The following is a 20,999-nucleotide window of genomic DNA, read 5'->3' on the forward strand; positions in this document are numbered from 1 at the left end:
TTCTCGTCCCGCAGCCGCCCTTTTCTTCACATTCACCATCTTCAGGAGCCCCCGATGTTCGAGGCGGTCGAGGAACTGATCGGCGAGCACGCCGATCTTGAGAAGAAGCTCGCCGACCCTTCGGTCCACTCGGATCAGGCCAACGCGCGCAAGCTGAACAAGCGCTACGCGGAGCTGACCCCGATCGTCGCGACCTTCCGTGCCTGGAAGCAGTCCGCCGAGGACATCGAGACGGCGAAGGAGTTCGCGGCCGACGACCCGGACTTCGTGGCAGAGGTCAAGGAACTGACCGCACAGCGCGAAGAGCTCACCGAGAAGCTCCGCCTGCTGCTCGTTCCGCGCGACCCCAGCGACGACAAGGACGTGCTCCTGGAGGTCAAGGCGGGTGCGGGCGGTGACGAGTCGGCCCTGTTCGCCGGCGACCTGCTGCGCATGTACCTGCGCTACGCCGAGCGCGTGGGCTGGAAGACCGAGATCATCGACGCCACCGAGTCCGAGCTCGGCGGCTACAAGGACGTCCAGGTCTCCGTCCGCACCAAGGGCGGCAACGGCGCCACCGAGCCCGGCCAGGGCGTCTGGGCCCGCCTGAAGTACGAGGGCGGCGTGCACCGCGTCCAGCGCGTGCCGGCCACCGAGTCCCAGGGCCGCATCCACACCTCCGCCGCCGGCGTGCTCGTCACCCCGGAAGCCGAGGAGGTGGAGGTCGAGGTCAACATGAACGACCTCCGCATCGACGTGTACCGCTCCTCGGGCCCCGGCGGCCAGTCCGTCAACACCACCGACTCGGCCGTGCGCATCACGCACATCCCGACCGGTGTGGTCGCCTCCTGCCAGAACGAGAAGAGCCAGCTCCAGAACAAGGAGCAGGCGATGCGCATCCTGCGCTCGCGCCTGCTGGCCGCCGCCCAGGAAGCCGCCGAGCAGGAGGCCTCCGACGTGCGCCGCAGCCAGGTGCGCTCCGTGGACCGCTCCGAGAAGATCCGTACGTACAACTACCCGGAAAACCGGATCTCGGACCACCGGACGGGCTTCAAGGCGTACAACTTGGACCAGGTGCTCGACGGAGACCTCGACCCGGTCATCCAGGCCTGCGTCGACACGGACTCCGCCGCCAAGCTCGCGTCCGCGCACTGAGTCCCCGCGCAGGACCCCCGCACCACCCCGTAGGACCCCGCACCACCCCCCGTACGACAGCAGCCCGGAGGACCAGCGTGAACTTGCTGCTTGCCGAGGTGGCCCAGGCCACCCAGCGGCTGGCCGCCGCCGGCGTGCCCTCACCGCGTTTCGACGCTGAGGAGCTCGCGGCCTTCGTGCACGGCGTCAAGCGGGGGGAACTCCACCACGTCAAGGACGCGGACTTCGATGCCCGCTACTGGGAGGCCGTCGCCCGCCGCGAGGCGCGCGAGCCGCTCCAGCACATCACCGGCCGCGCCTTCTTCCGGTACCTGGAGCTCCAGGTCGGGCCCGGGGTCTTCGTGCCCCGGCCCGAGACCGAGTCGGTCGTGGACTGGGCCATACAGGCCGTCCGGGCGATGGACGTCGTCGAACCGCTGATCGTGGACCTGTGCACCGGCTCCGGCGCCATCGCGCTGGCCATGGCGCAGGAGGTGCCGCGCTCGCGCGTGCACGCCGTCGAGCTGTCCGAGGACGCCCTCCAGTGGACCCGTAAGAACGCCGAGGGCTCCCGGGTCACCGTCCACCAGGGCAACGCGCTGAGCGCCCTGCCCGAGCTGGACGGCCAGGTCGACCTGGTCATCTCCAACCCGCCGTACATCCCGCTCACCGAGTGGGAGTACGTGGCACCCGAGGCCCGCGACCACGACCCCGAGATGGCGCTGTTCTCCGGCGAGGACGGCCTGGACACCATCCGCGGCATCGAGCGCACCGCCCACCGGCTGCTGCGGCCCGGCGGCATCGTCGTCATCGAGCACGCCGACACCCAGGGCGGACAGGTCCCGTGGATCTTCGCCGAGGAGCGGGGCTGGGCCGACGCCGCCGACCACCCCGACCTCAACAAGCGCCCGCGCTTCGCGACCGCCCGCAAGGCCCTGCCGTGACCGGCCCCGTCATGATCGGTTCGGTCACCGCGCGCATTCCCGCCACCCCCCTGCCGCACGAGGAGGCCCGCTGATGGCCCGGCGATACGACTGCAACGACGCGACGGACCGCAAGACGGGCCTGCGTGAAGCCGCCTCCGCCGTACGCCGCGGCGAGCTCGTCGTGCTGCCCACCGACACCCTGTACGGGATCGGCGCGGACGCCTTCAGCGCCGAGGCCGTCGGCGACCTGCTCGCCGCCAAGGGGCGCGGCCGCAACATGCCCACCCCCGTCCTCATCGGCTCCCCGAACACCCTGCACGGCCTGGTCACCGACTTCTCCGAGCAGGCGTGGGAGCTCGTCGACGCCTTCTGGCCGGGCGCGCTGACGCTGGTCGCCAAGCACCAGCCCTCGCTGGCGTGGGACCTGGGCGAGACCGGCGGGACCGTGGCCGTACGCATGCCCCTGCACCCCGTCGCGATCGAGCTGCTGACCGAGGTCGGCCCGATGGCGGTGTCCTCGGCGAACCTGACCGGACACCCGGCGCCGGAGGACTGCGACGCCGCGCGCGAGATGCTCGGCGACTCCGTGTCCGTGTACCTGGACGGCGGCCCGACCCCGGGCATCCAGCCGTCGTCGATCGTCGACGTCACCGGGAAGGTTCCCGTCCTGCTGCGCGAGGGGGCACTGACCGCCGAGCAGCTGCGAGAGGTCGTGCCCGACCTCGAGGTGGCTCCGTGAGCCCTGAGGGGCGTGGCATAGCCGGGGACAGCACCTTCCGCATACTCCACGTCAGCACCGGCAACGTGTGCCGCTCGCCCATCACCGAGCGGCTGACGCGGCACGCGCTGTCCCACCGGCTCGGGGGCCCCGTCACCGGGGACCTGATCGTGGAGAGCGCGGGCACCTGGGGCCACGAGGGCGCGCCCATGGAGGCCAACGCGGCCGCCGTGCTGGCCGACTTCGGGGCCGACGCCTCCGGCTTCACCGGCCGGGAACTCCTGGACGAGCACGTCATACGCGCGGACCTGGTCCTGACCGCCACCCGCGACCACCGCGCCCAGGTGATCTCCATGGGGCACTCGGCGGGGCTGCGCACCTTCACCCTGAAGGAGTTCACCCGGCTGGTCCGGGCGATAGACCCGGCGACCCTGCCGCCGCTGGAGGACGGGATGGTGGAGCGGGCCCGCGCGCTGGTTCGGGCGGCCGCTGCGTTGCGGGGGTGGCTGCTGGCCCCCTCGCCGGACGCCGATGAGGTGTACGACCCGTACGGGGCGCCGATCACCTTCTTCCGCTCGATCGGCGACGAGATCAACCAGGCGTTGGAGCCGGTGGTCACCGCGCTGACCGGGGTCAAGACCTCGCGCTGACCTGCGGCGCCGTTGTCGGGGGCGCTGCCCCCGAACCCCCGCGCCTCAAACGCCGGCGGGGCTGGATTTGCCCGGTCGGGCGGGATTCGCGCAGCAGGACCGGTTCCGCGCCGCAGGGCCGGATTCGCGCCGCAGGGCGGGATGCGCAGGGGCGGCCTACAGTGGCTGGTACCCGGTACGCGGTACCCCCCTGGAGTCGCGCCATGAGCGTCATCACCCAGCCCCTGGACCTGCTGCGGCAGCAGGATCCGCAGATGGCCGACGTCCTCGACGGGGAACGGCAGCGCCAGACGACGGGGCTGCAGCTGATCGCCGCCGAGAACTTCACCTCCGCCGCCGTGCTCACCGCACTGGGATCGGTGCTCGCCAACAAGTACGCCGAGGGCTACCCCGGCGCCCGCCACCACGGCGGCTGCGAGTACGCCGACCTCGCCGAGCAGATCGCCGTCGAGAGGGCCCGCGCCCTCTTCGGCGCCGAGCACGCGAACGTGCAGCCGCACTCCGGATCCGCCGCCGTGCTCGCCGCGTACGCCGCGCTGCTGCGGCCCGGGGACTCCGTGCTGGCCATGGCGCTCACCTCCGGGGGACACCTCACCCACGGATCGCCCGCCAACTTCTCCGGGCGCTGGTTCGACTTCGTCGGCTACGGAGTGGACGCCGCGACCGGGCTCATCGACTACGCCCAGGTGCAGCGGCTCGCGCACGAGCACCGGCCCAAGGCCATCGTGTGCGGGTCCATCTCCTACCCGAGGCACCCCGAGTACTCCGTGTTCCGGGAGATCGCCGACGAGGTCGGGGCCTTCCTGATCGCCGACGCCGCCCACCCCATCGGGCTCGTGGCCGGCGGGGCCGCGCCCAGCCCCGTGCCCTACGCCGACATCGTCGTCGCCACCACCCACAAGGTGCTCCGGGGGCCGCGCGGCGGGATGATCCTGTGCGGGGCCGAGTTCGCGGAACGGATCGACCGGGCGGTGTTCCCCTTCACCCAGGGCGGCCCGCAGATGCACAGCATCGCCGCCAAGGCCGTGGCCTTCGGCGAGGCCGCCGGGCCGGCCTTCACCTCGTACGCGCACCGGGTGGTCGCCAACGGCCGCGCCCTGGCCGACGCGCTCGCCGCCCGCGGGTTCGCGATCACGACCGGGGGCACCGACACCCACCTGATCACCGCCGACCCCGCACCGCTGGGCCTCGACGGCGCGGGAGCCCGGGGCAGGCTGGCCGCCGCCGGGATCGTGCTGGACACCTGCGCCCTTCCCTACGGTGACCAGCGCGGGATCCGCCTCGGCACCGCGGCGGTGACCACGCAGGGCATGGGGGAGGCGGAGATGGGCCGGATCGCCGCGCTGTTCACGGCCGCGCTGGCCGGCGGGGAGCCCGCGAAGATCCGTAGGGACGTCAACGAGCTGGTGGTCAGTTTTCCACCGTATGGGGTTTAAGCCGGGCAAGAGCGACGTACCGCAACCGGGATACCGCCCTTGCGCGTCCCCGACAGTGAGTACTTCGCAGCTAGTGTGTGGGGCTGAGATGGCCGGCGATACATCTGGGGCAGCCCGTGCGTGAATATCTGCTGACGCTTTGCGTCACGGTCGCGGTGACTTATCTACTCACCGGGCCCGTGCGGAAGTTCGCGATCGCCGTGGGCGCGATGCCCGAGATCCGAGCCCGCGACGTCCACCGGGAGCCCACTCCCCGGCTCGGCGGCATCGCGATGTTCGGCGGACTGTGCGCCGGCCTGCTCGTCGCGGACCACCTGCAGAACCTCAACGGGGTCTTCGAGCTGTCGAACGAGCCGCGGGCCCTGCTCTCCGGGGCGGCCTTGATCTGGCTGGTCGGCGTACTGGACGACAAGTTCGAGCTCGACGCCCTGATCAAGCTCGGCGCACAGATGATCTCCGCCGGTGTGATGTGCATGCAGGGCCTGACCATCCTGTGGATCCCGGTCCCGGGCGTCGGCTCGGTCTCGCTCACCCCCTGGCAGGGCAACCTGCTCACCGTGGCCCTCGTCGTGATCACCATCAACGCGGTGAACTTCGTGGACGGCCTCGACGGCCTCGCCGCCGGCATGGTCTGCATCGCGACGTGCGCGTTCTTCCTCTACGCGTACCGGATCTGGTTCGGCTACGGGATCGAGGCGGCCGCGCCCGCGACCCTCTTCGCCGCGATCCTGATGGGCATGTGCCTCGGCTTCCTGCCGCACAACATGCACCCCGCCCGGATCTTCATGGGCGACTCCGGCTCGATGCTCATCGGCCTCGTGCTGGCCGCCGCCGCCATCTCCATCACCGGACAGGTGGACCCGGACGCGATGGCGCTGTTCGTGGGCGGCGAGCGCAACGCGACCCACGCGATGCTGCCGGTCTTCATCCCGCTGATCCTGCCGCTCACGATCATCGCGATCCCGATGACGGACCTGGTCCTCGCCATCGTGCGGCGCACCTGGAAGGGCCAGTCGCCCTTCGCCGCGGACCGCGGACACCTCCACCACCGGCTGCTGGAACTCGGGCATTCGCACAGCCGGGCGGTGCTCATCATGTACTTCTGGTCAGGATTGATCGCCTTCGGCACCGTGGCGTATTCGGTGCATTCCGCCTCGATGTGGATCGTGCTGGCGATCGCCGCGCTGAGCGCCGTGGGCCTGCTCCTGCTCCTGCTGCCGCGCTTCACCCCGCGGGCCCCGCAGTGGGCGGAGCGGCTGGTCCCGCCGCGCTACCGGCACGCGGAACGGGCCGCGGAGGCGGCCCTGCAGGACGCCTCCGCCGCGGAGCCGGAGCCGGCCCGGCCGATCGCGGCAGGCGTGTCCGGCGTCAACGGGGCGACCGCCATCGGCCCCCGTTCGCGCTTCCCCGACCGGCGTAAGGCCGGATCCTCGCGCTGACGCCCGGCACGCATGTCGGACATGAACACCCTTTACCAGACAAGACACTTGGCTGTCGCGCACACACGCGCAGGGTCACTCTCATGTGTGACAGTCCGCACACCCTCCGAGTAAAGCTCTCATCAAATACTTTGTGATACCGTTCACTAAACCCGGCGACAGAGCCGAAGGACCGTAGTGCGACGGTCCATTGGCCCGAGGTTCCCTCTCGGACCGGGCTTACGCTCGTCCTGTACGAGTCCCTGTGCCCCCACCACCACGCGGAGCAAACCGCCATGCGGTCAGATGACGTCCGATCCCTCCTGCAATCCGCCGTTCCCACGGCTGTCGCCGGCGCTCTCGCCGCCGTCATCAGTGGGATCGTCGCCGGTGGCAAGGGGGCCGTGGGCGCCGTCGTCGCGACGGTCGTGGTGATGCTGTTCATGGGCATCGGATTCCTCGTACTGCAACGCACGGCGAAATCACTTCCGCACTTGTTCCAGGCCATGGGGCTCATGCTCTACACGGCCCAGATCCTGCTGCTCTTCGTCTTTCTCGCCGTGTTCAAGAACACGACGCTGTTCAATCCCAAGGCCTTCGCCATCACGCTCGTCGTCGCCACCCTGGTGTGGATCGCCGCACAGGCGCGTGCTCATATGAAGGCCAAGATCCTCTACGTCGAACCTGACTCGATGAAGGGCGACAAGCCCGGAAATTCGGGCCAGAAGCCGTGAGGGGTAGGGGCGGAATAAGCACGCGTTCGGGATGCTGCTATCGTCCGGTTTCAACTGTGGCAATGCGGGCGCGGGCATCTGAGGCTGACGCCTGTTCCATCGCGAGGCTCGATGCCTGACCGCCGCCCCCACATCCGTTACACCAGTCCAGTGCCGAACAGCGGCTGTCCGCCGCGCCGACACAACGAGGTTGCCGTACCTATGCGCCACGCTGAAGGAGCCCGCGGTGAGTGCTGACCCGACGACGGTGCTCGCCTTCGAGACCGATTGCCACATCTTCGACGGTTGTGGTTTCCCGGCTCCCGGCCTGCACTCGTTCATGTTCGAGCCGATCTTCGGGGACGGTGACAGCAGCTCGTACTTCAACAAGACGATGCTGCTGGCCCTGCTCGGCACGGTCGTCATCGTCGCCTTCTTCTGGGCCGCCTTCCGCAAGCCGAAGGTCGTCCCGGGCAAGCTGCAGATGGTCGCCGAGGCCGGCTACGACTTCGTGCGCCGCGGCATCGTCTACGAGACCCTGGGCAAGAAGGAGGGCGAGAAGTACGTCCCCTTCATGGTGTCGCTGTTCTTCTTCGTCTGGATCCTGAACCTCTGGTCGATCATTCCGATCGCCCAGTTCCCGGTGACGGCGATCTTCTCGTACCCGGTCGGCCTCGCGCTGATCGTCTACGTGATCTGGATGAGCGTGACGTTCAAGCGTCACGGCTTCGTCGGCGGCTTCAAGAACCTGACCGGCTACGACAAGTCGCTCGGCCCGGTCCTGCCGCTGGTCATGGTCATCGAGTTCTTCTCGAACGTCATCGTCCGCCCCTTCACCCACGCGGTCCGACTGTTCGCGAACATGTTCGCCGGTCACACCCTGCTGCTGCTGTTCACCATCGCCAGCTGGTACCTGCTGAACGGGATCGGCATCGCTTACGCGGGCGTCTCGTTCGTCATGGTCATCGTGATGACCGCGTTCGAACTCTTCATCCAGGCTGTCCAGGCGTACGTCTTCGTCCTCCTGGCCTGCAGCTTCCTGCAGGGCGCGCTCGCCGAGCACCACTGAGCCACAGCTCGCTCCTGCAATCCCCCCGAATCGTCCGGTGGCCAACCCCCACCGGTCCATGAAAGAGAAGGAAGAACTGGCATGTCCCAGACCCTTGCTGCCGTCGAAGGTTCCCTCAGCTCCGTCGGTTACGGTCTCGCGGCGATCGGCCCGGGCGTCGGCGTCGGCATCATCTTCGGTAACGGTACCCAGGCTCTTGCCCGTCAGCCCGAGGCTGCCGGTCTGATCCGCGCCAACCAGATCCTCGGCTTCGCCTTCTGTGAGGCGCTCGCCCTCATCGGTCTGGTCATGCCGTTCGTCTACTAAGACGAACTCCACGACTAGTCCGAATCGACGAAAGGCACTGATGTGAACCTCCTGGTTCTCGCGGCTGAGGGCGGGGAAAACCCCCTCATTCCGCCGATCCCCGAGCTCGTCATCGGTCTGATCGCCTTCGTCATCGTCTTCGGTTTCCTCGCGAAGAAGCTCCTCCCGAACATCAACAAGGTTCTGGACGAGCGCCGCGAGGCCATCGAAGGCGGTATCGAAAAGGCTGAGGCCGCTCAGACCGAGGCTCAGAGCGTGCTGGAGCAGTACAAGGCGCAGCTCGCCGAAGCCCGGCACGAGGCCGCTCGCCTGCGCCAGGACGCTCTGGAGCAGGGCACTGCGCTCAAGGAAGAACTGCGCGCAGAGGGCCAGCGGCAGCGTGAGGAGATCATCGCTGCCGGTCACGCCCAGATCGCGGCTGACCGCAAGGCCGCCTCTTCGGCGCTCCGTCAGGACGTCGGCAAGCTGGCGACCGACCTGGCCGGAAAGCTCGTAGGCGAGTCCCTTGAGGACCACGCCCGGCAGAGCCGCACGATCGACCGCTTCCTCAGCGAGCTTGAGGAGAAGGCCGAGGCCGCCCGATGAACGGAGCGAGCCGCGACGCGCTGGCCTCCGCCCGCGAGCGTCTCGACGCGCTGACGGACAACACGTCCGTCGACGCGGCGAAGCTCGCCGGCGAGCTGGCGGCCGTCACCGCGCTGCTCGACCGTGAGGTCTCGCTGCGTCGGGTCATCACGGACCCGGCGCAGTCCGGCGAGGCCAAGGCCGAGCTGACCGGTCGTCTGCTCGGCGGCCAGGTGGGCGGGGAAACCCTCGACCTGGTGGCCGGAATGGCCCGGTCCCGCTGGTCGCAGTCCCGTGACCTGGTGGATTCGCTCGAGGTCCTGGCGGCCACCGCCGACCTCACGGCGGCCCAGACCAGCGGAGGCCTCGACGACGTCGAGGACGAGCTGTTCCGGTTCGGCCGGATCGTCTCCTCGAACACCGAGCTGCGCGCAGCACTGACCGACCGGTCGGCGACCGCCGCCGCCAAGGGCGAGCTGCTGCGCAGCCTGCTCGGCGGCAAGGCGAACGCCGTCACCGAGCGGCTGGTCACGCGTCTCGTCACGCACCCGCGTGGACGTAGCCTGGAAGCGGGCCTCGAGTCCCTTTCCAAGGTCGCCGCCGAGCGTCGTGGCCGCATGGTCGCCACCGTGACCACCGCGGTTCCGCTCAGCGACGTCCAGAAGCAGCGTCTCGGCGCGGTGCTGGCCAAGCTGTACGGCCGACCGATGCACCTGAACCTCGACGTGGACCCGACGGTCCTCGGCGGGATCTCGGTGCGGGTCGGCGACGAGGTCATCGACGGCACCATCTCGGACCGCATCGCAGAGGCGTCCCGACGCATGGCCGGCTGACCAGCCACACATTAGAAAAAAGCATTCCTAGCGGCCCGGTTGGGCCGTGCAGAACTTGCAGAAGATTCCTGGGGGTCACCCCCAGACCCCTAAGAAGCTTCAGGCCCAACAAGGAGAGCAGGGAACCCAGATGGCGGAGCTCACGATCCGGCCGGAGGAGATCCGGGACGCACTGGAGAACTTTGTCCAGTCGTACCAGCCGGACGCGGCCTCGCGCGAGGAGGTCGGAACGGTCAGCGTTGCCGGCGACGGCATCGCGAAGGTGGAGGGCCTGCCCTCCGCCATGGCGAACGAACTGCTGAAGTTCGAGGACGGAACCCTCGGTCTCGCCCTGAACCTCGACGAGCGCGAGATCGGTGCGGTCGTCCTCGGCGAGTTCAGCGGTATCGAGGAGGGCCAGCCGGTGCAGCGCACCGGTGAGGTGCTCTCCGTCGGCGTCGGCGAGGGTTACCTCGGCCGCGTTGTCGACCCGCTCGGCAACCCGATCGACGGCCTCGGCGAGATCGCGACCGAGGGCCGCCGCGCCCTCGAGCTGCAGGCCCCCGGCGTCATGGTCCGCAAGTCGGTCCACGAGCCGATGCAGACCGGCTACAAGGCCATCGACGCGATGGTGCCGGTCGGCCGTGGTCAGCGTCAGCTGATCATCGGTGACCGTCAGACCGGCAAGACCGCTCTGGCCGTCGACACGATCATCAACCAGCGCGACAACTGGCGCTCGGGCGACGTGAACAAGCAGGTTCGCTGCATCTACGTCGCCATCGGCCAGAAGGGCTCGACCATCGCGTCCGTTCGCGGCGCCCTGGAAGACGCCGGTGCGCTCGAGTACACGACGATCGTCGCCGCCCCGGCGTCCGACCCGGCCGGCTTCAAGTACCTGGCGCCGTACACCGGTTCGGCCATCGGCCAGCACTGGATGTACGCCGGCAAGCACGTCCTGATCATCTTCGACGACCTGTCGAAGCAGGCCGACGCCTACCGCGCCGTGTCGCTGCTGCTGCGCCGTCCGCCGGGCCGCGAGGCCTACCCGGGCGACGTCTTCTACTTGCACTCCCGTCTGCTGGAGCGTTGCGCCAAGCTCTCGGACGACATGGGTGCCGGTTCGATGACCGGTCTGCCGATCGTCGAGACCAAGGCGAACGACGTGTCGGCGTTCATCCCGACCAACGTCATCTCCATCACCGACGGCCAGTGCTTCCTTGAGTCCGACCTGTTCAACGCGGGCCAGCGCCCGGCGCTGAACGTCGGTATCTCGGTCTCCCGCGTCGGTGGCTCGGCCCAGCACAAGGCCATGAAGCAGGTTTCCGGCCGTCTGCGCCTGGACCTCGCCCAGTACCGTGAGCTGGAGGCGTTCGCCGCCTTCGGTTCCGACCTGGACGCCGCGTCGAAGGCCTCGCTGGAGCGCGGCAAGCGTCTGGTGGAGCTGCTGAAGCAGGGCCAGTACCAGCCGATGCCCGTCGAGGAGCAGGTCGTCTCCGTCTGGGCCGGCACCACCGGCAAGATGGACGACGTCCCGGTCAACGACATCCGTCGCTTCGAGTCGGAGCTGCTGGACCACCTGCGCCTCGAGCGCAAGGAGCTCCTCACCTCCATCGCGGACGGCGGCAAGATGTCGGACGACACTCTGACGTCCATCGCCGACGCCATCGCCAACTTCAAGCGGCAGTTCGAGACCTCGGACGGCAAGCTCCTGGGCGAGGACGTACCGGCCGTCAACGTCTCCAAGTGACGACGGAAGGGACCTGACTCATGGGAGCGCAGCTCCGGGTCTACAAGCGTCGCATCCGTGCCATCACGGCGACCAAGAAGATCACCAAGGCGATGGAGATGATCGCCGCCTCGCGCATCGTCAAGGCGCAGCGCAAGGTGGCGGCGTCGATGCCGTACGCGACCGAGCTCACCCGCGCGGTGACCGCGGTGGCGACCGGTTCGAACACCAAGCACGCCCTGACCACGGAGGTCGAGGCGCCGGTGCGCGCCGCGATCGTGCTCATCACGAGCGACCGCGGTCTGGCCGGCGGCTACTCCTCGAACGCCATCAAGCAGGCGGAGCGGCTCACCGAGCGGCTGCGCGGCGAGGGCAAGGAGGTCGACTCGTACATCGTCGGCCGTAAGGGTGTGGCCTACTTCGGCTTCCGCGAGCGCAAGGTCGCGGAGTCGTGGACCGGCTTCACCGACAGCCCGGCCTACGCCGACGCCAAGCGCGTCGCGGCGCCGCTGATCGAGGCCATCCAGACGGCTACGGCCGAGGGTGGCGTCGACGAGCTGCACATCGTCTACACGGAATTCGTGTCGATGATGACGCAGAACGCGGTGGACGGCCGGATGCTGCCGCTCAGCCTCGACAAGGTCGACGAGGAGACTGGCGCGAAGGGCGAGATCCTTCCGCTGTTCGACTTCGAGCCGTCGGCGGAGGACGTCCTCGACGCCCTTCTGCCGCGCTACGTCGAGAGCCGCATCTACAACGCACTGCTGCAGTCGGCCGCTTCCGAGCACGCCGCCCGCCGCCGCGCGATGAAGTCGGCTACCGACAACGCCGGGGATCTCATCAAGAGCCTCTCCCGGCTTGCCAACGCGGCCCGCCAGGCCGAAATCACCCAGGAAATCAGCGAGATCGTCGGTGGCGCCAGCGCCATGGCAGACGCGACCGCGGGGAGTGACAAGTAATGACGACCACTGTTGAGACGGCCGCCGCCACGGGCCGCGTCGCCCGGGTCATCGGCCCGGTCGTCGACGTGGAGTTCCCCGTCGACGCGATGCCCGAGATCTACAACGCGCTGAAGGTCCAGGTGGCCGACCCGGCCCAGGACGGCGAGCTGAAGACGCTGACCCTGGAAGTCGCCCAGCACCTGGGTGACGGCCTGGTCCGCACCATCTCCATGCAGCCCACCGACGGTCTGGTCCGCCAGGCCACGGTGGTCAACACGGGCGAGGGCATCACCGTCCCCGTCGGTGACTTCACCAAGGGCAAGGTGTTCAACACCCTCGGTGAGGTGCTGAACTACCCGGAGGAGAACGCCAACGTCACCGAGCGCTGGCCGATCCACCGCAAGGCGCCCCGCTTCGACGAGCTCGAGTCGAAGACCGAGATGTTCGAGACCGGCGTCAAGGTCATCGACCTTCTCACCCCGTACGTCAAGGGTGGAAAGATCGGTCTGTTCGGTGGTGCCGGTGTCGGCAAGACCGTTCTGATCCAGGAAATGATCTACCGCGTCGCCAACAACCACGACGGTGTGTCGGTCTTCGCGGGCGTCGGTGAGCGTACCCGTGAGGGCAACGACCTCATCGAGGAAATGGCCGAGTCGGGCGTCATCGACAAGACGGCGCTTGTCTTCGGCCAGATGGACGAGCCCCCGGGCACCCGTCTTCGCGTCGCGCTTGCCGGTCTGACCATGGCGGAGTACTTCCGCGATGTGCAGAAGCAGGACGTGCTCTTCTTCATCGACAACATCTTCCGTTACACCCAGGCCGGTTCGGAGGTGTCGACCCTTCTGGGCCGCATGCCGTCCGCCGTGGGTTACCAGCCGAACCTGGCTGACGAGATGGGTCTGCTGCAGGAGCGCATCACCTCGACCCGCGGTCACTCGATCACCTCGATGCAGGCGATCTACGTCCCCGCGGACGACCTGACCGACCCGGCGCCGGCCACCACCTTCGCCCACCTCGACGCGACGACGGTTCTTTCCCGTCCGATCTCCGAGAAGGGCATCTACCCGGCCGTGGACCCGCTGGACTCGACGTCCCGCATCCTCGACCCGCGGTACATCGCGGCGGACCACTACGCCACGGCGATGCGCGTCAAGGGGATCCTGCAGAAGTACAAGGACCTCCAGGACATCATCGCGATCCTCGGTATCGACGAGCTGGGCGAGGAGGACAAGCTCGTTGTCCACCGTGCCCGTCGCGTCGAGCGCTTCCTGTCGCAGAACACGCACGTCGCCAAGCAGTTCACCGGCGTCGACGGTTCGGACGTTCCGCTCGAGGAGTCCATCGTTGCCTTCAACGCGATCTGCGACGGAGACTACGACCACTTCCCCGAGCAGGCGTTCTTCCTGTGCGGTGGCATTGAGGACCTCAAGGCCAACGCCAAGGAGCTGGGCGTCTCCTGAAGCCGCGCTCATCCGTGAGCACAGCTGACTGACGGAGAGGGGCGGGTGTGTCCCGTCCCTCTCCCCACGCCCATTAGAATTTGACCCAACACCCGGCTTTCCCGCCGGGTGGTGACCCGAGGAGCCACCTTGGCTGCTGAGCTGCACGTCGAGCTGGTCGCGGCGGACCGGAATGTCTGGTCCGGCGAGGCCACCCTGGTTGTCGCCCGCACCACGTCCGGCGACATCGGCGTCATGCCCGGTCACCAGCCGCTTCTCGGTGTGCTGGAATCGGGCCCGGTGACCATCCGTACCGTCGGGGGCAACACTGTTGTCGCCGCGGTGCACGGCGGATTCATCTCGTTCGCGGACAACAAGTTGTCGCTGCTGGCCGAGATCGCCGAGCTTGCCGACGAGATCGACGTCGAGCGGGCGGAGCGGGCACTGGAGCGCGCGAAGTCGGAGACCGATTCGGCCTCCGAGCGTCGCGCCGATGTCCGGCTGCGCGCGGTTTCGGGGCGCTGAGCCCCGGTACTGGTAAGAGTTTGAAACCTCAGCCGCGGCCTGTTCCGGAATTTTCCGGACCGGGTCGCGGCTGAGGCGATGCAGGTCGTTTTTCGTATGTGGTATTCGATGAGCGAGGAGGTCGGTGAAAGATGCTCCTCGCTCTGCTTGTGAGCGGCCTGGTCGTAGTCGCCGTGGTGGTGATCGGGCTGTTCGTGTTCGGTCTGCGCCGCAGGCTGATCCAGCGCTCCGGCGGCACCTTCGACTGCAGCATGCGCTGGGGCGTGTCCGAGGAACCCGACGTCTCCGGCAAGGGCTGGGTGTACGGGGTCGCGCGCTACAGCGGTGACCGCATCGACTGGTTCCGTGTCTTCAGCTACTCCCCGCGGCCGCGCCGGCTGCTGGAGCGGTCCTCCATCGAGGTCATCGCCCGCCGTGCGCCCGAGGGCGAGGAGGAGCTGGCCCTGCTCTCCGACGCCGTCGTACTCTGCTGCGCGCACCGCGGCACCCGCCTGGAGCTGGCGATGAGCGATGACGCGCTGACCGGTTTCCTGGCCTGGCTGGAGGCTGCGCCCCCCGGGCAACGGGTGAACGTGGCCTGAGGGCCGGCGGCACCCGTTCGTCCCGCCGGGCGGAGTCCGGCGCAGCGGCGCGAAGCCGGGGAGGCCCGCCAGGGCCGAGCCGCGCGAGCGGTGCGCAAACAAGGAGAAGCCGGGGAGACGGGGGCGGACCCGTCTCCCCGGCTTCGTCTGTCACCGGGCCGAGCTGTCAGGGGTCAGGAGAGGCCGGCGTGGACCGCGCCGGCGAGTTCGCCGTTCGCGGTGTCGCCGCTGAACTCCCAGTAGAAGGCTCCCTTGAGGCCCTGCTGCTTCGTCCAGGTCATCTTCGAGGCGATGGTGGCGGGGGTGTCGTAGCTCCACCAGTTGCTGCCGCACTTGGCGTAGGCCGTGCCGGCGATGGTGCCGGTCGAGGGGCAGGAGCTCTTGAGGACCTTGTAGTCCTCGATGCCCTGCTCGTAGGTGCCCGGGGCCGGGCCGGTGGCGGTGCCGCCGGGGGTGGCCTGGGTGACGCCGGTCCAGCCGCGGCCGTAGAAGCCGATGCCGAGGTTGAGCTTGGAGCCGGCGATGCCCTTGCCCTTGAGCTTGGTGATGGCCGCCTCGGAGTTGAAGCCGGCGATCGGGATGCCGGTGTACGAGGTGAGCGGGGAGTGCGGGGCCGTCGGGCCCTGGGCCGCCCACGCGCCGAAGAAGTCGTACGTCATGACGTTGTAGAAGTCGACGTACTGGGCGGCGCCCGCGTAGTCGGCCGCGTCGAGCTTGCCGCCGTTGGAGCCGTCGGCGGAGATGGCGGCGGTGACCAGGTTGCTGGTGCCGAACTTGGTGCGCAGTGCGGAGAGGACGTTCTTCAGGGAGGCGGCCCCGCTGGTGTCGCAGGACAGGCCGCAGGCGTTCGGGTACTCCCAGTCGATGTCGATGCCGTCGAAGACGTCGGCCCAGCGCGGGTCCTCGACCAGGTCGTAGCAGGACTGGGCGAAGGCGGCCGGGTTCGCGGCGGCCTGTCCGAAGCCGCCGGACCAGGTCCAGCCGCCGAAGGAGTAGAGGACCTTGATGTTCGGGTACTTCTTCTTCAGCTGGCGCAGCTGGTTGAAGTTGCCCGCGACCGGCTGGTCCCAGGTGTCGGCGACGCCCGAGACGCTGGAGGAGGCGTCGTAGGTCTTCTGGTAGTCGGCGTAGGCGTCACCGATCGTGCACTTGCCGCCCTGGACGTTGCCGAAGGCGTAGTTGATGTGCGTGATCTTCGCGGCGCTGCCGGAGGTGACCAGGTTCTTCACGTGGTAGTTGCGCTGGTAGACGCCCCAGTTCGTGAAGTAGCCGAGCTTGACCGGTCCGCCCGCGGGCGGGGGATCGACGACTCCGCCGGTGGTGGTCACCGAGAGGGCGCCGGAGGAGGGGCCGGTCTGGTCGATGGTGTCGCGGGCGGTGACCGTGTAGCCGTACGTCGTGCCCTTGGTCAGGCCCGAGTCGGTGTAGGTGGGGCTGGTGACGGTGGCGATCTTGGCGCCGCCGCGGAAGACGTCGTAGGTCTTGACGCCCTTGTCGTCGGTGGCCGCGGCCCAGCCGAGGGTCAGCCCGGTGTCGGTGACGCCGCTGGCCGTGGGCGTGCCGGGGGCGCTGGGCGGGTTGTCGGTGGGGTTGGTGCCGCCGTCGCAGCTGCCGCCGTTGATCTTGCAGCCGCTGGGGGCGCCGGAGCCCGTGCCGTTGAAGCCGAAGCTGACGGTGGCGCCGGGGGCGAGGGTGCCGTTCCAGCCGACGTTCTTGCCGGTCCAGTGGGTGCCGGAGCTGGTGACGGTGGCGTCCCAGGCGGAGGTGACGGCGGTGCCGGCCGGGTAGTCCCACTCCACGGTCCAGCTGCCGAGGGTGGTCGTGCCGGTGTTCTTCACCGTCCACTTGCCCTCGAAGCCGGAGCCCCAGTCGGAGACCTTGGTGTACGTCGCGGTGGCCGAGGCGGCCGCCTCGGCGGGACCGGCGATGGCCACCAGTCCGGCGAGGGGCAGGGTGAGGACGGCCAGGGCGGCCGCGACTCTTCGAAACAGCGGTGCGCGTCGTGGGGGTGCTGTGCTCAAGGGTGCTCCTCCGAGGTCCGCAGCGGCCGTGGGGACGGCCGCTGCATGGGGGTGGGACCTGCGCCGCCCGTGAGCGTGCCCGTATGACGCCTTGTCATGGCACGCTCACCACAGTTGTGCGTGAGAGTAGAAAGGTCTGGACCAACCGTCAAGAGGTCCAGACCTCCCGTAGCGACCCCGGAAATATTTCCGGCCGGATTCCGCTAGATCCCCAACTCCTGTGCCAGCACTGCCGCTTGAACCCGGCTGCGCAAGTCCAGCTTGGCCAGCACCCGGCTGACGTGGGTCTTCGCCGTCGCCTCCGCCATCTCCAGGCGCACCGCGATCTCCGCGTTCGACAGCCCCTCGCCCAGGCACCCCAGGACCTCCCGCTCGCGCGGGGTCAGCGACTGCACCGTCGCCGGCACGGGGACCCGTACCGGCCGCGGATCCGCGAACTCGGCGATCAGCCGCCGGGTCACCGCCGGGGCGATCAGCCCCTCCCCGCGCGCGACGGTCCGTACCGCCCCGATCAGCTCCGCCGCGTCCGCGTCCTTCAGCAGGAAGCCCGACGCGCCCGCGCGCAGCGCGCCGAAGACGTACTCGTCCAGATCGAAGGTGGTGAGCACCAGGACGTCGGCCAAGCCCTCCGCGACCACCCGGCGGGTCGCCGACACCCCGTCCAGGCGCGGCATCTGCACGTCCATGAGCACCAGGTCGGGCCGCAGCTCGCGGGCCAGGCGCACGGCCTCCTCCCCGTCCGCGGCCTCGCCCGCCACCTCGATGTCGCCGGCGCTGCGCAGGATCAGGACCAGCCCGGCCCGTACCGCGCTCTGGTCCTCCGCCACCACGACCCTGATCGTCACGCCCGTACCGCCTCTTCTTCCACGGGCAGCGTCGCCCGGACCTGCCAGACCGCGTCCGCGCGGCCCGCTTCGAATGCTCCGCCGAGCAGTTCCGTCCGCTCGCGCATGCCGATCAGGCCGGCGCCGGAGCCGGGTGCGCGGGGGCCGGGGCGCTCGCCGTAGGGGGAGTCGACCCTGACGTGCAGTGCGCCGCCCCCGGCCCGGTCACCACCCGCGGGGCGCTCGCGGGCCAGGCGGACGGTGACCGTGCCGGGGGCGGCGTGCTTGAGGGCGTTGGTCAGCGACTCCTGGACGATCCGGTACGCCGCCAGCTCCACCGGGGCGGGCAGGGGCTCCCCGGACGGCCGGTCGTCGAGGAGTACGAAGTCCAGCCCGCTCGCGGCCCCGTTCGTACGGGCCTGGTCCAGCAGGGCGTCCAGCCCGTCCAGGGAGGGCGTGGCGACGGCCTCCTGTCCGCCGCCCGCGTCCCGCAGCAGCCCGATCAGGCGGCGCATCTCGGCCAGCCCCTGCACGCTGTTCTCCCGGATCACCCCGAGCGCCTCCCGGCTGGTGGCGGGGGAGTCGATGGAGAGCGCGGCGGTGGAGTGGATGGCGATGGCGGAGAGGTGGTTGGCCACCATGTCGTGCAGCTCGCGGGCCATCCGCGCCCGCTCGGCCACGACCGCCTGCGACCGGTCCATTTCGGCCAGCAGCGCGGTCTGCTCGGCGCGCAGCCGGGCGGCGATGGCGGCCTCGCGGTGGTTGCGCAGCGTGGCCCCGGTCAGCGCCGGGCCGAAGCTCACGATGCCGGTGATCACGCCGATCAGCAGGGCCTGCGGGGTGCGCAGCCAGGCCACGGAGGCAATGGTGACGGCGATGGTGATCAGGCCGGTCTGGACCGGAAGGCGGCGGGCCATGGCGGGCGTGCCGTAGACGACGGCCGCGTACATCAGGTCGGTGAAGATCAGGACCGTGGCCAGGTTCCCCACGGTGAACTGGTCGGCGATCACCCCCGCGGTGCCGACCGCCAGAGTCACCCGGGGCAGGCTGCGGCGCAGCAGCTCCATCGCGCCGAGGGCGAGGAGCGGCACCAGGGCGGCCCAGGCCGGGAACAGGTCCCGGGTGGGGGAGCTGTACACCCCGAGCGACCACAGGAGCAGGCCGGCGGCCACGCTGAACACGGCGAGCAGGACGTCGTCGCGGTGCGGTGGCGGGATACGGAGGGTCACGGTCCCATCCAACAGGGTGCGGCGGGGGCGGGCGTCGCCATCACGGCCGAGGCCTCGTACATCGAAGGATGCAGGGCGGCCCCGCGGCATTCGTCATCGGCGACGAGGAACCGGCGCGAACCGGGCGGGAAGCTGGAGGCATCCCCCCACCGCAGGAACGGAGACTCCCGTGCTCGTCACCCTGATCATCGCCTGTGAAGTCGGCTTCTGGGTCCTGCTGACCGGCGGCCTGGCCCTGCGCTACCTCGCGAAGATGCCGAAGACCGGCGCGGCCGTCCTGCTGTGCGAGCCGCTCCTGGAGTTGGTGCTGCTGGTGGCCACCGCCGTGGACCTGCGCGGCGGCGCCGAGCCGGACTGGAAGCACGGGCTCGCCGCGCTGTACCTCGGCTACACCGTCGCCTACGGGCACTACACCGTGCGCTGGCTCGACGGCCACGCCGCGTACCGGCTGGCCGGGGGCCCGAAGCCGGCCGGCGCCGGTTACGGCAGGGCGCGGGCCGTCCACGAGTGGAAGCTGGTCGCGCGGACCGTCCTCGCGGCGGCCGTCGCGGCCGGCCTGCTGCAGGCCGCGATCTGGTACGTCGGCAGGTCGGGCGACACCGCGGTGCTGCGCGGATGGCAGCTCACGTCCCTGCGGGTGGTGGGCATCCACGCGCTGATCGCCGTCACCTACACGGTGTGGCCGAAGCGGGCACCGGAGGCGAAGGCCGCCGCGCGCGACGCCGTGGACGCGCCCTAGGTGTCGAGCGGACGTTCCGCGCTACGGCAGTCGGCTGGTTCGCGGCCGACTCGGTGGCGCGGGCCGGGCGGTCCCGGGGAGTGAGCTGATAGGCCGTCACCTGTCACTCTCCCGTAGCTCACCGCAAAGGGGCTGGTCCATGCCGGGCACGCCGACGATCCGCCGACGATTCCACCGCCTGCTCACCGCGTCCCTGGGTGCCCTGCTCGCGGTCGCGGTGCAGGCCGCTCCCGCCCGGGCCGACGTGGGGGACGTGACGGAGTATCCGCTCACGACCCCGGATAGCTTCCCCGCCGGGATCACGGCGGGACCGGACCGGGCGCTGTGGTTCACCGAGTCCGATGGCAACAGGATCGGACGCATCACGACCGGCGGCACCGTCACCGAGTTCGCCGTACCCACCGAATCGAGCTTCCCCTTCGACATCACACAGGGCCCCGACCGCGCCCTGTGGTTCACCGAGGGAGCGGCCGACAAGATCGGGCGGATCACCACCGAGGGCACGGTCACGGAATTCCCCCTGCCCGTGGCGGGCAGTTTCCCCTTGGGCATCACGCTCGGCGCCGACCGCGCCCTGTGGTTCACCGAGAACGGGACGAACAAGATCGGGCGGATGCGGCTCGACGGAACGGTCACCGAGTACGCCATCCCCACGCCGGACAGCTTCCCGTACCACATCGCGGCCGGCCCCGGCGGTGTGTGGTTCACGGAGGGGATCGCAGGCAAGATCGGCCGCGTCGACCACGCCGGCAACGTGACCGAGTACCCGCTGCCCACCGGGTTCGAGTTCCCGAGCGACATCGCGGCCGGCCCCGGCGGGATGTGGTTCACCGCTTCCGAGCAGATCGGGCGGATCACCCCGACGGGCACCATCACACTCTTCCCGAACCCGGGCGGAGGCGCCGACGGCATCACCCGCGGCCCCGACGGGAACATGTGGTACGCCGACCCGCTCGGTGCCATCGGGCGGATCACCCCGACAGGGGAGATCACCGAGTTCCCGGTGCCGGGCGGCGCGGAGAAGGTGCCCTTCAACATCGCGACGGGGCCCGACCGGAACGTCTGGTTCACCGAACTCCTCGGCAACGCCATCGGCCGCGTCGACGCGCTCCCGGGCCGGGGGCCCGGCCCGCACGCCGGCGCCGCGCAGCCGGGTCCGCGCCGCGAGGACTCGCGCCACGAGCGCCCGCGCCACCTGCTGCCCTGCGTCCCCGGGACACCCTCGGGGGCGGCCTCGTTCTGCCGCTGA

The 20,999-nt window shown here is 69.7% G+C and carries 21 protein-coding genes; 18 read left to right on the forward strand and 3 right to left on the reverse strand.

All coding sequences use genetic code 11. The features are described from left to right. The first annotated feature begins 54 nt into the window (after positions 1-54). The 16 genes from prfA (at position 55) to OG247_RS28995 (ending at position 14,937) form a co-directional block, all read left to right on the forward strand. Complete coding sequence (gene prfA, locus OG247_RS28920; RefSeq protein WP_266881142.1) at positions 55-1,134, forward strand: peptide chain release factor 1; 1,080 nt, start codon at positions 55-57, stop codon at positions 1,132-1,134. A gap of 77 nt (positions 1,135-1,211) precedes the next feature. After that, positions 1,212-2,057, forward strand: a complete 846-nt coding sequence (prmC, locus tag OG247_RS28925) for a peptide chain release factor N(5)-glutamine methyltransferase (protein WP_327254959.1) — start codon at positions 1,212-1,214, stop codon at positions 2,055-2,057. A 73-nt stretch (positions 2,058-2,130) separates the two neighbouring features. Then, entirely contained in the window at positions 2,131-2,778 is a 648-nt protein-coding gene (locus tag OG247_RS28930; RefSeq protein WP_112448421.1) for an L-threonylcarbamoyladenylate synthase, read from the forward strand. Next, the gene (locus OG247_RS28935; protein WP_327254960.1) at positions 2,775-3,407 is read left to right on the forward strand and encodes an arsenate reductase/protein-tyrosine-phosphatase family protein; all 633 of its coding nucleotides are present in this window, start codon (positions 2,775-2,777) and stop codon (positions 3,405-3,407) included. Before OG247_RS28930 ends, OG247_RS28935 begins: the two co-directional genes overlap by 4 nt. A 203-nt stretch (positions 3,408-3,610) precedes the next feature. Then, positions 3,611-4,843, forward strand: coding sequence for a serine hydroxymethyltransferase (glyA, locus tag OG247_RS28940; protein WP_327254961.1), 1,233 nt, complete (start codon positions 3,611-3,613; stop codon positions 4,841-4,843). A gap of 104 nt (positions 4,844-4,947) precedes the next feature. After that, positions 4,948-6,282, forward strand: a complete 1,335-nt coding sequence (locus OG247_RS28945; protein ID WP_327257672.1) for an MraY family glycosyltransferase — start codon at positions 4,948-4,950, stop codon at positions 6,280-6,282. 275 nt (positions 6,283-6,557) lie between these two features. Further along, a complete protein-coding gene (locus OG247_RS28950) occupies positions 6,558-6,995 on the forward strand; it encodes a hypothetical protein (RefSeq protein WP_327254962.1) in 438 nt (145 codons plus the stop codon). A 211-nt stretch (positions 6,996-7,206) separates the two neighbouring features. After that, positions 7,207-8,043, forward strand: a complete 837-nt coding sequence (atpB, locus tag OG247_RS28955) for a F0F1 ATP synthase subunit A (RefSeq protein ID WP_327257673.1) — start codon at positions 7,207-7,209, stop codon at positions 8,041-8,043. An 81-nt stretch (positions 8,044-8,124) separates the two neighbouring features. Next, entirely contained in the window at positions 8,125-8,349 is a 225-nt protein-coding gene (atpE, locus tag OG247_RS28960) for an ATP synthase F0 subunit C (protein ID WP_030545783.1), read from the forward strand. A gap of 42 nt (positions 8,350-8,391) precedes the next feature. Continuing rightward, positions 8,392-8,934, forward strand: a complete 543-nt coding sequence (locus OG247_RS28965) for a F0F1 ATP synthase subunit B (RefSeq protein WP_254384247.1) — start codon at positions 8,392-8,394, stop codon at positions 8,932-8,934. Then, the gene (locus tag OG247_RS28970; RefSeq protein WP_327254963.1) at positions 8,931-9,746 is read left to right on the forward strand and encodes a F0F1 ATP synthase subunit delta; all 816 of its coding nucleotides are present in this window, start codon (positions 8,931-8,933) and stop codon (positions 9,744-9,746) included. The genes OG247_RS28965 and OG247_RS28970 overlap by 4 nt, the downstream gene beginning before the upstream one ends. A 130-nt stretch (positions 9,747-9,876) precedes the next feature. Further along, the gene (gene atpA, locus OG247_RS28975) at positions 9,877-11,472 is read left to right on the forward strand and encodes a F0F1 ATP synthase subunit alpha (protein WP_274549590.1); all 1,596 of its coding nucleotides are present in this window, start codon (positions 9,877-9,879) and stop codon (positions 11,470-11,472) included. A gap of 20 nt (positions 11,473-11,492) precedes the next feature. Beyond that, entirely contained in the window at positions 11,493-12,410 is a 918-nt protein-coding gene (locus OG247_RS28980; protein WP_327254964.1) for a F0F1 ATP synthase subunit gamma, read from the forward strand. Continuing rightward, positions 12,410-13,852: a F0F1 ATP synthase subunit beta gene (atpD, locus tag OG247_RS28985; RefSeq protein ID WP_327254965.1), complete on the forward strand. Its 1,443-nt coding sequence runs from the start codon at positions 12,410-12,412 to the stop codon at positions 13,850-13,852. The genes OG247_RS28980 and atpD overlap by 1 nt, the downstream gene beginning before the upstream one ends. 129 nt (positions 13,853-13,981) lie before the next feature. After that, on the forward strand, positions 13,982-14,356 hold the full coding sequence (locus OG247_RS28990; RefSeq protein WP_327254966.1) for a F0F1 ATP synthase subunit epsilon: 375 nt from the start codon (positions 13,982-13,984) through the stop codon (positions 14,354-14,356). Positions 14,357-14,487: 131 nt separating this feature from the next. After that, entirely contained in the window at positions 14,488-14,937 is a 450-nt protein-coding gene (locus OG247_RS28995) for a DUF2550 domain-containing protein (protein ID WP_327254967.1), read from the forward strand. Positions 14,938-15,110: 173 nt separating this feature from the next. Here OG247_RS28995 and OG247_RS29000 read toward each other — a convergent pair whose 3' ends face one another. From OG247_RS29000 to OG247_RS29010, 3 genes are all read right to left on the reverse strand, one after another. Continuing rightward, positions 15,111-16,958, reverse strand: a complete 1,848-nt coding sequence (locus OG247_RS29000) for a glycosyl hydrolase family 18 protein (protein ID WP_442813440.1) — start codon at positions 16,956-16,958, stop codon at positions 15,111-15,113. Between the two features lie 203 nt (positions 16,959-17,161). After that, complete coding sequence (locus OG247_RS29005; protein ID WP_327254968.1) at positions 17,162-17,803, reverse strand: response regulator transcription factor; 642 nt, start codon at positions 17,801-17,803, stop codon at positions 17,162-17,164. Beyond that, a complete protein-coding gene (locus tag OG247_RS29010; protein ID WP_442813441.1) occupies positions 17,800-19,023 on the reverse strand; it encodes a sensor histidine kinase in 1,224 nt (407 codons plus the stop codon). Before OG247_RS29010 ends, OG247_RS29005 begins: the two co-directional genes overlap by 4 nt. Positions 19,024-19,180: 157 nt before the next feature. On the opposite strand from OG247_RS29010, the gene OG247_RS29015 reads away from it, so the two are divergent. Then, complete coding sequence (locus OG247_RS29015; protein ID WP_327254970.1) at positions 19,181-19,750, forward strand: hypothetical protein; 570 nt, start codon at positions 19,181-19,183, stop codon at positions 19,748-19,750. A 139-nt stretch (positions 19,751-19,889) separates the two neighbouring features. Further along, positions 19,890-20,999, forward strand: coding sequence for a Vgb family protein (locus OG247_RS29020; protein ID WP_327254971.1), 1,110 nt, complete (start codon positions 19,890-19,892; stop codon positions 20,997-20,999).

Source organism: Streptomyces sp. NBC_01244 (assembly GCF_035987325.1).
GTDB lineage: Bacteria > Actinomycetota > Actinomycetes > Streptomycetales > Streptomycetaceae > Streptomyces.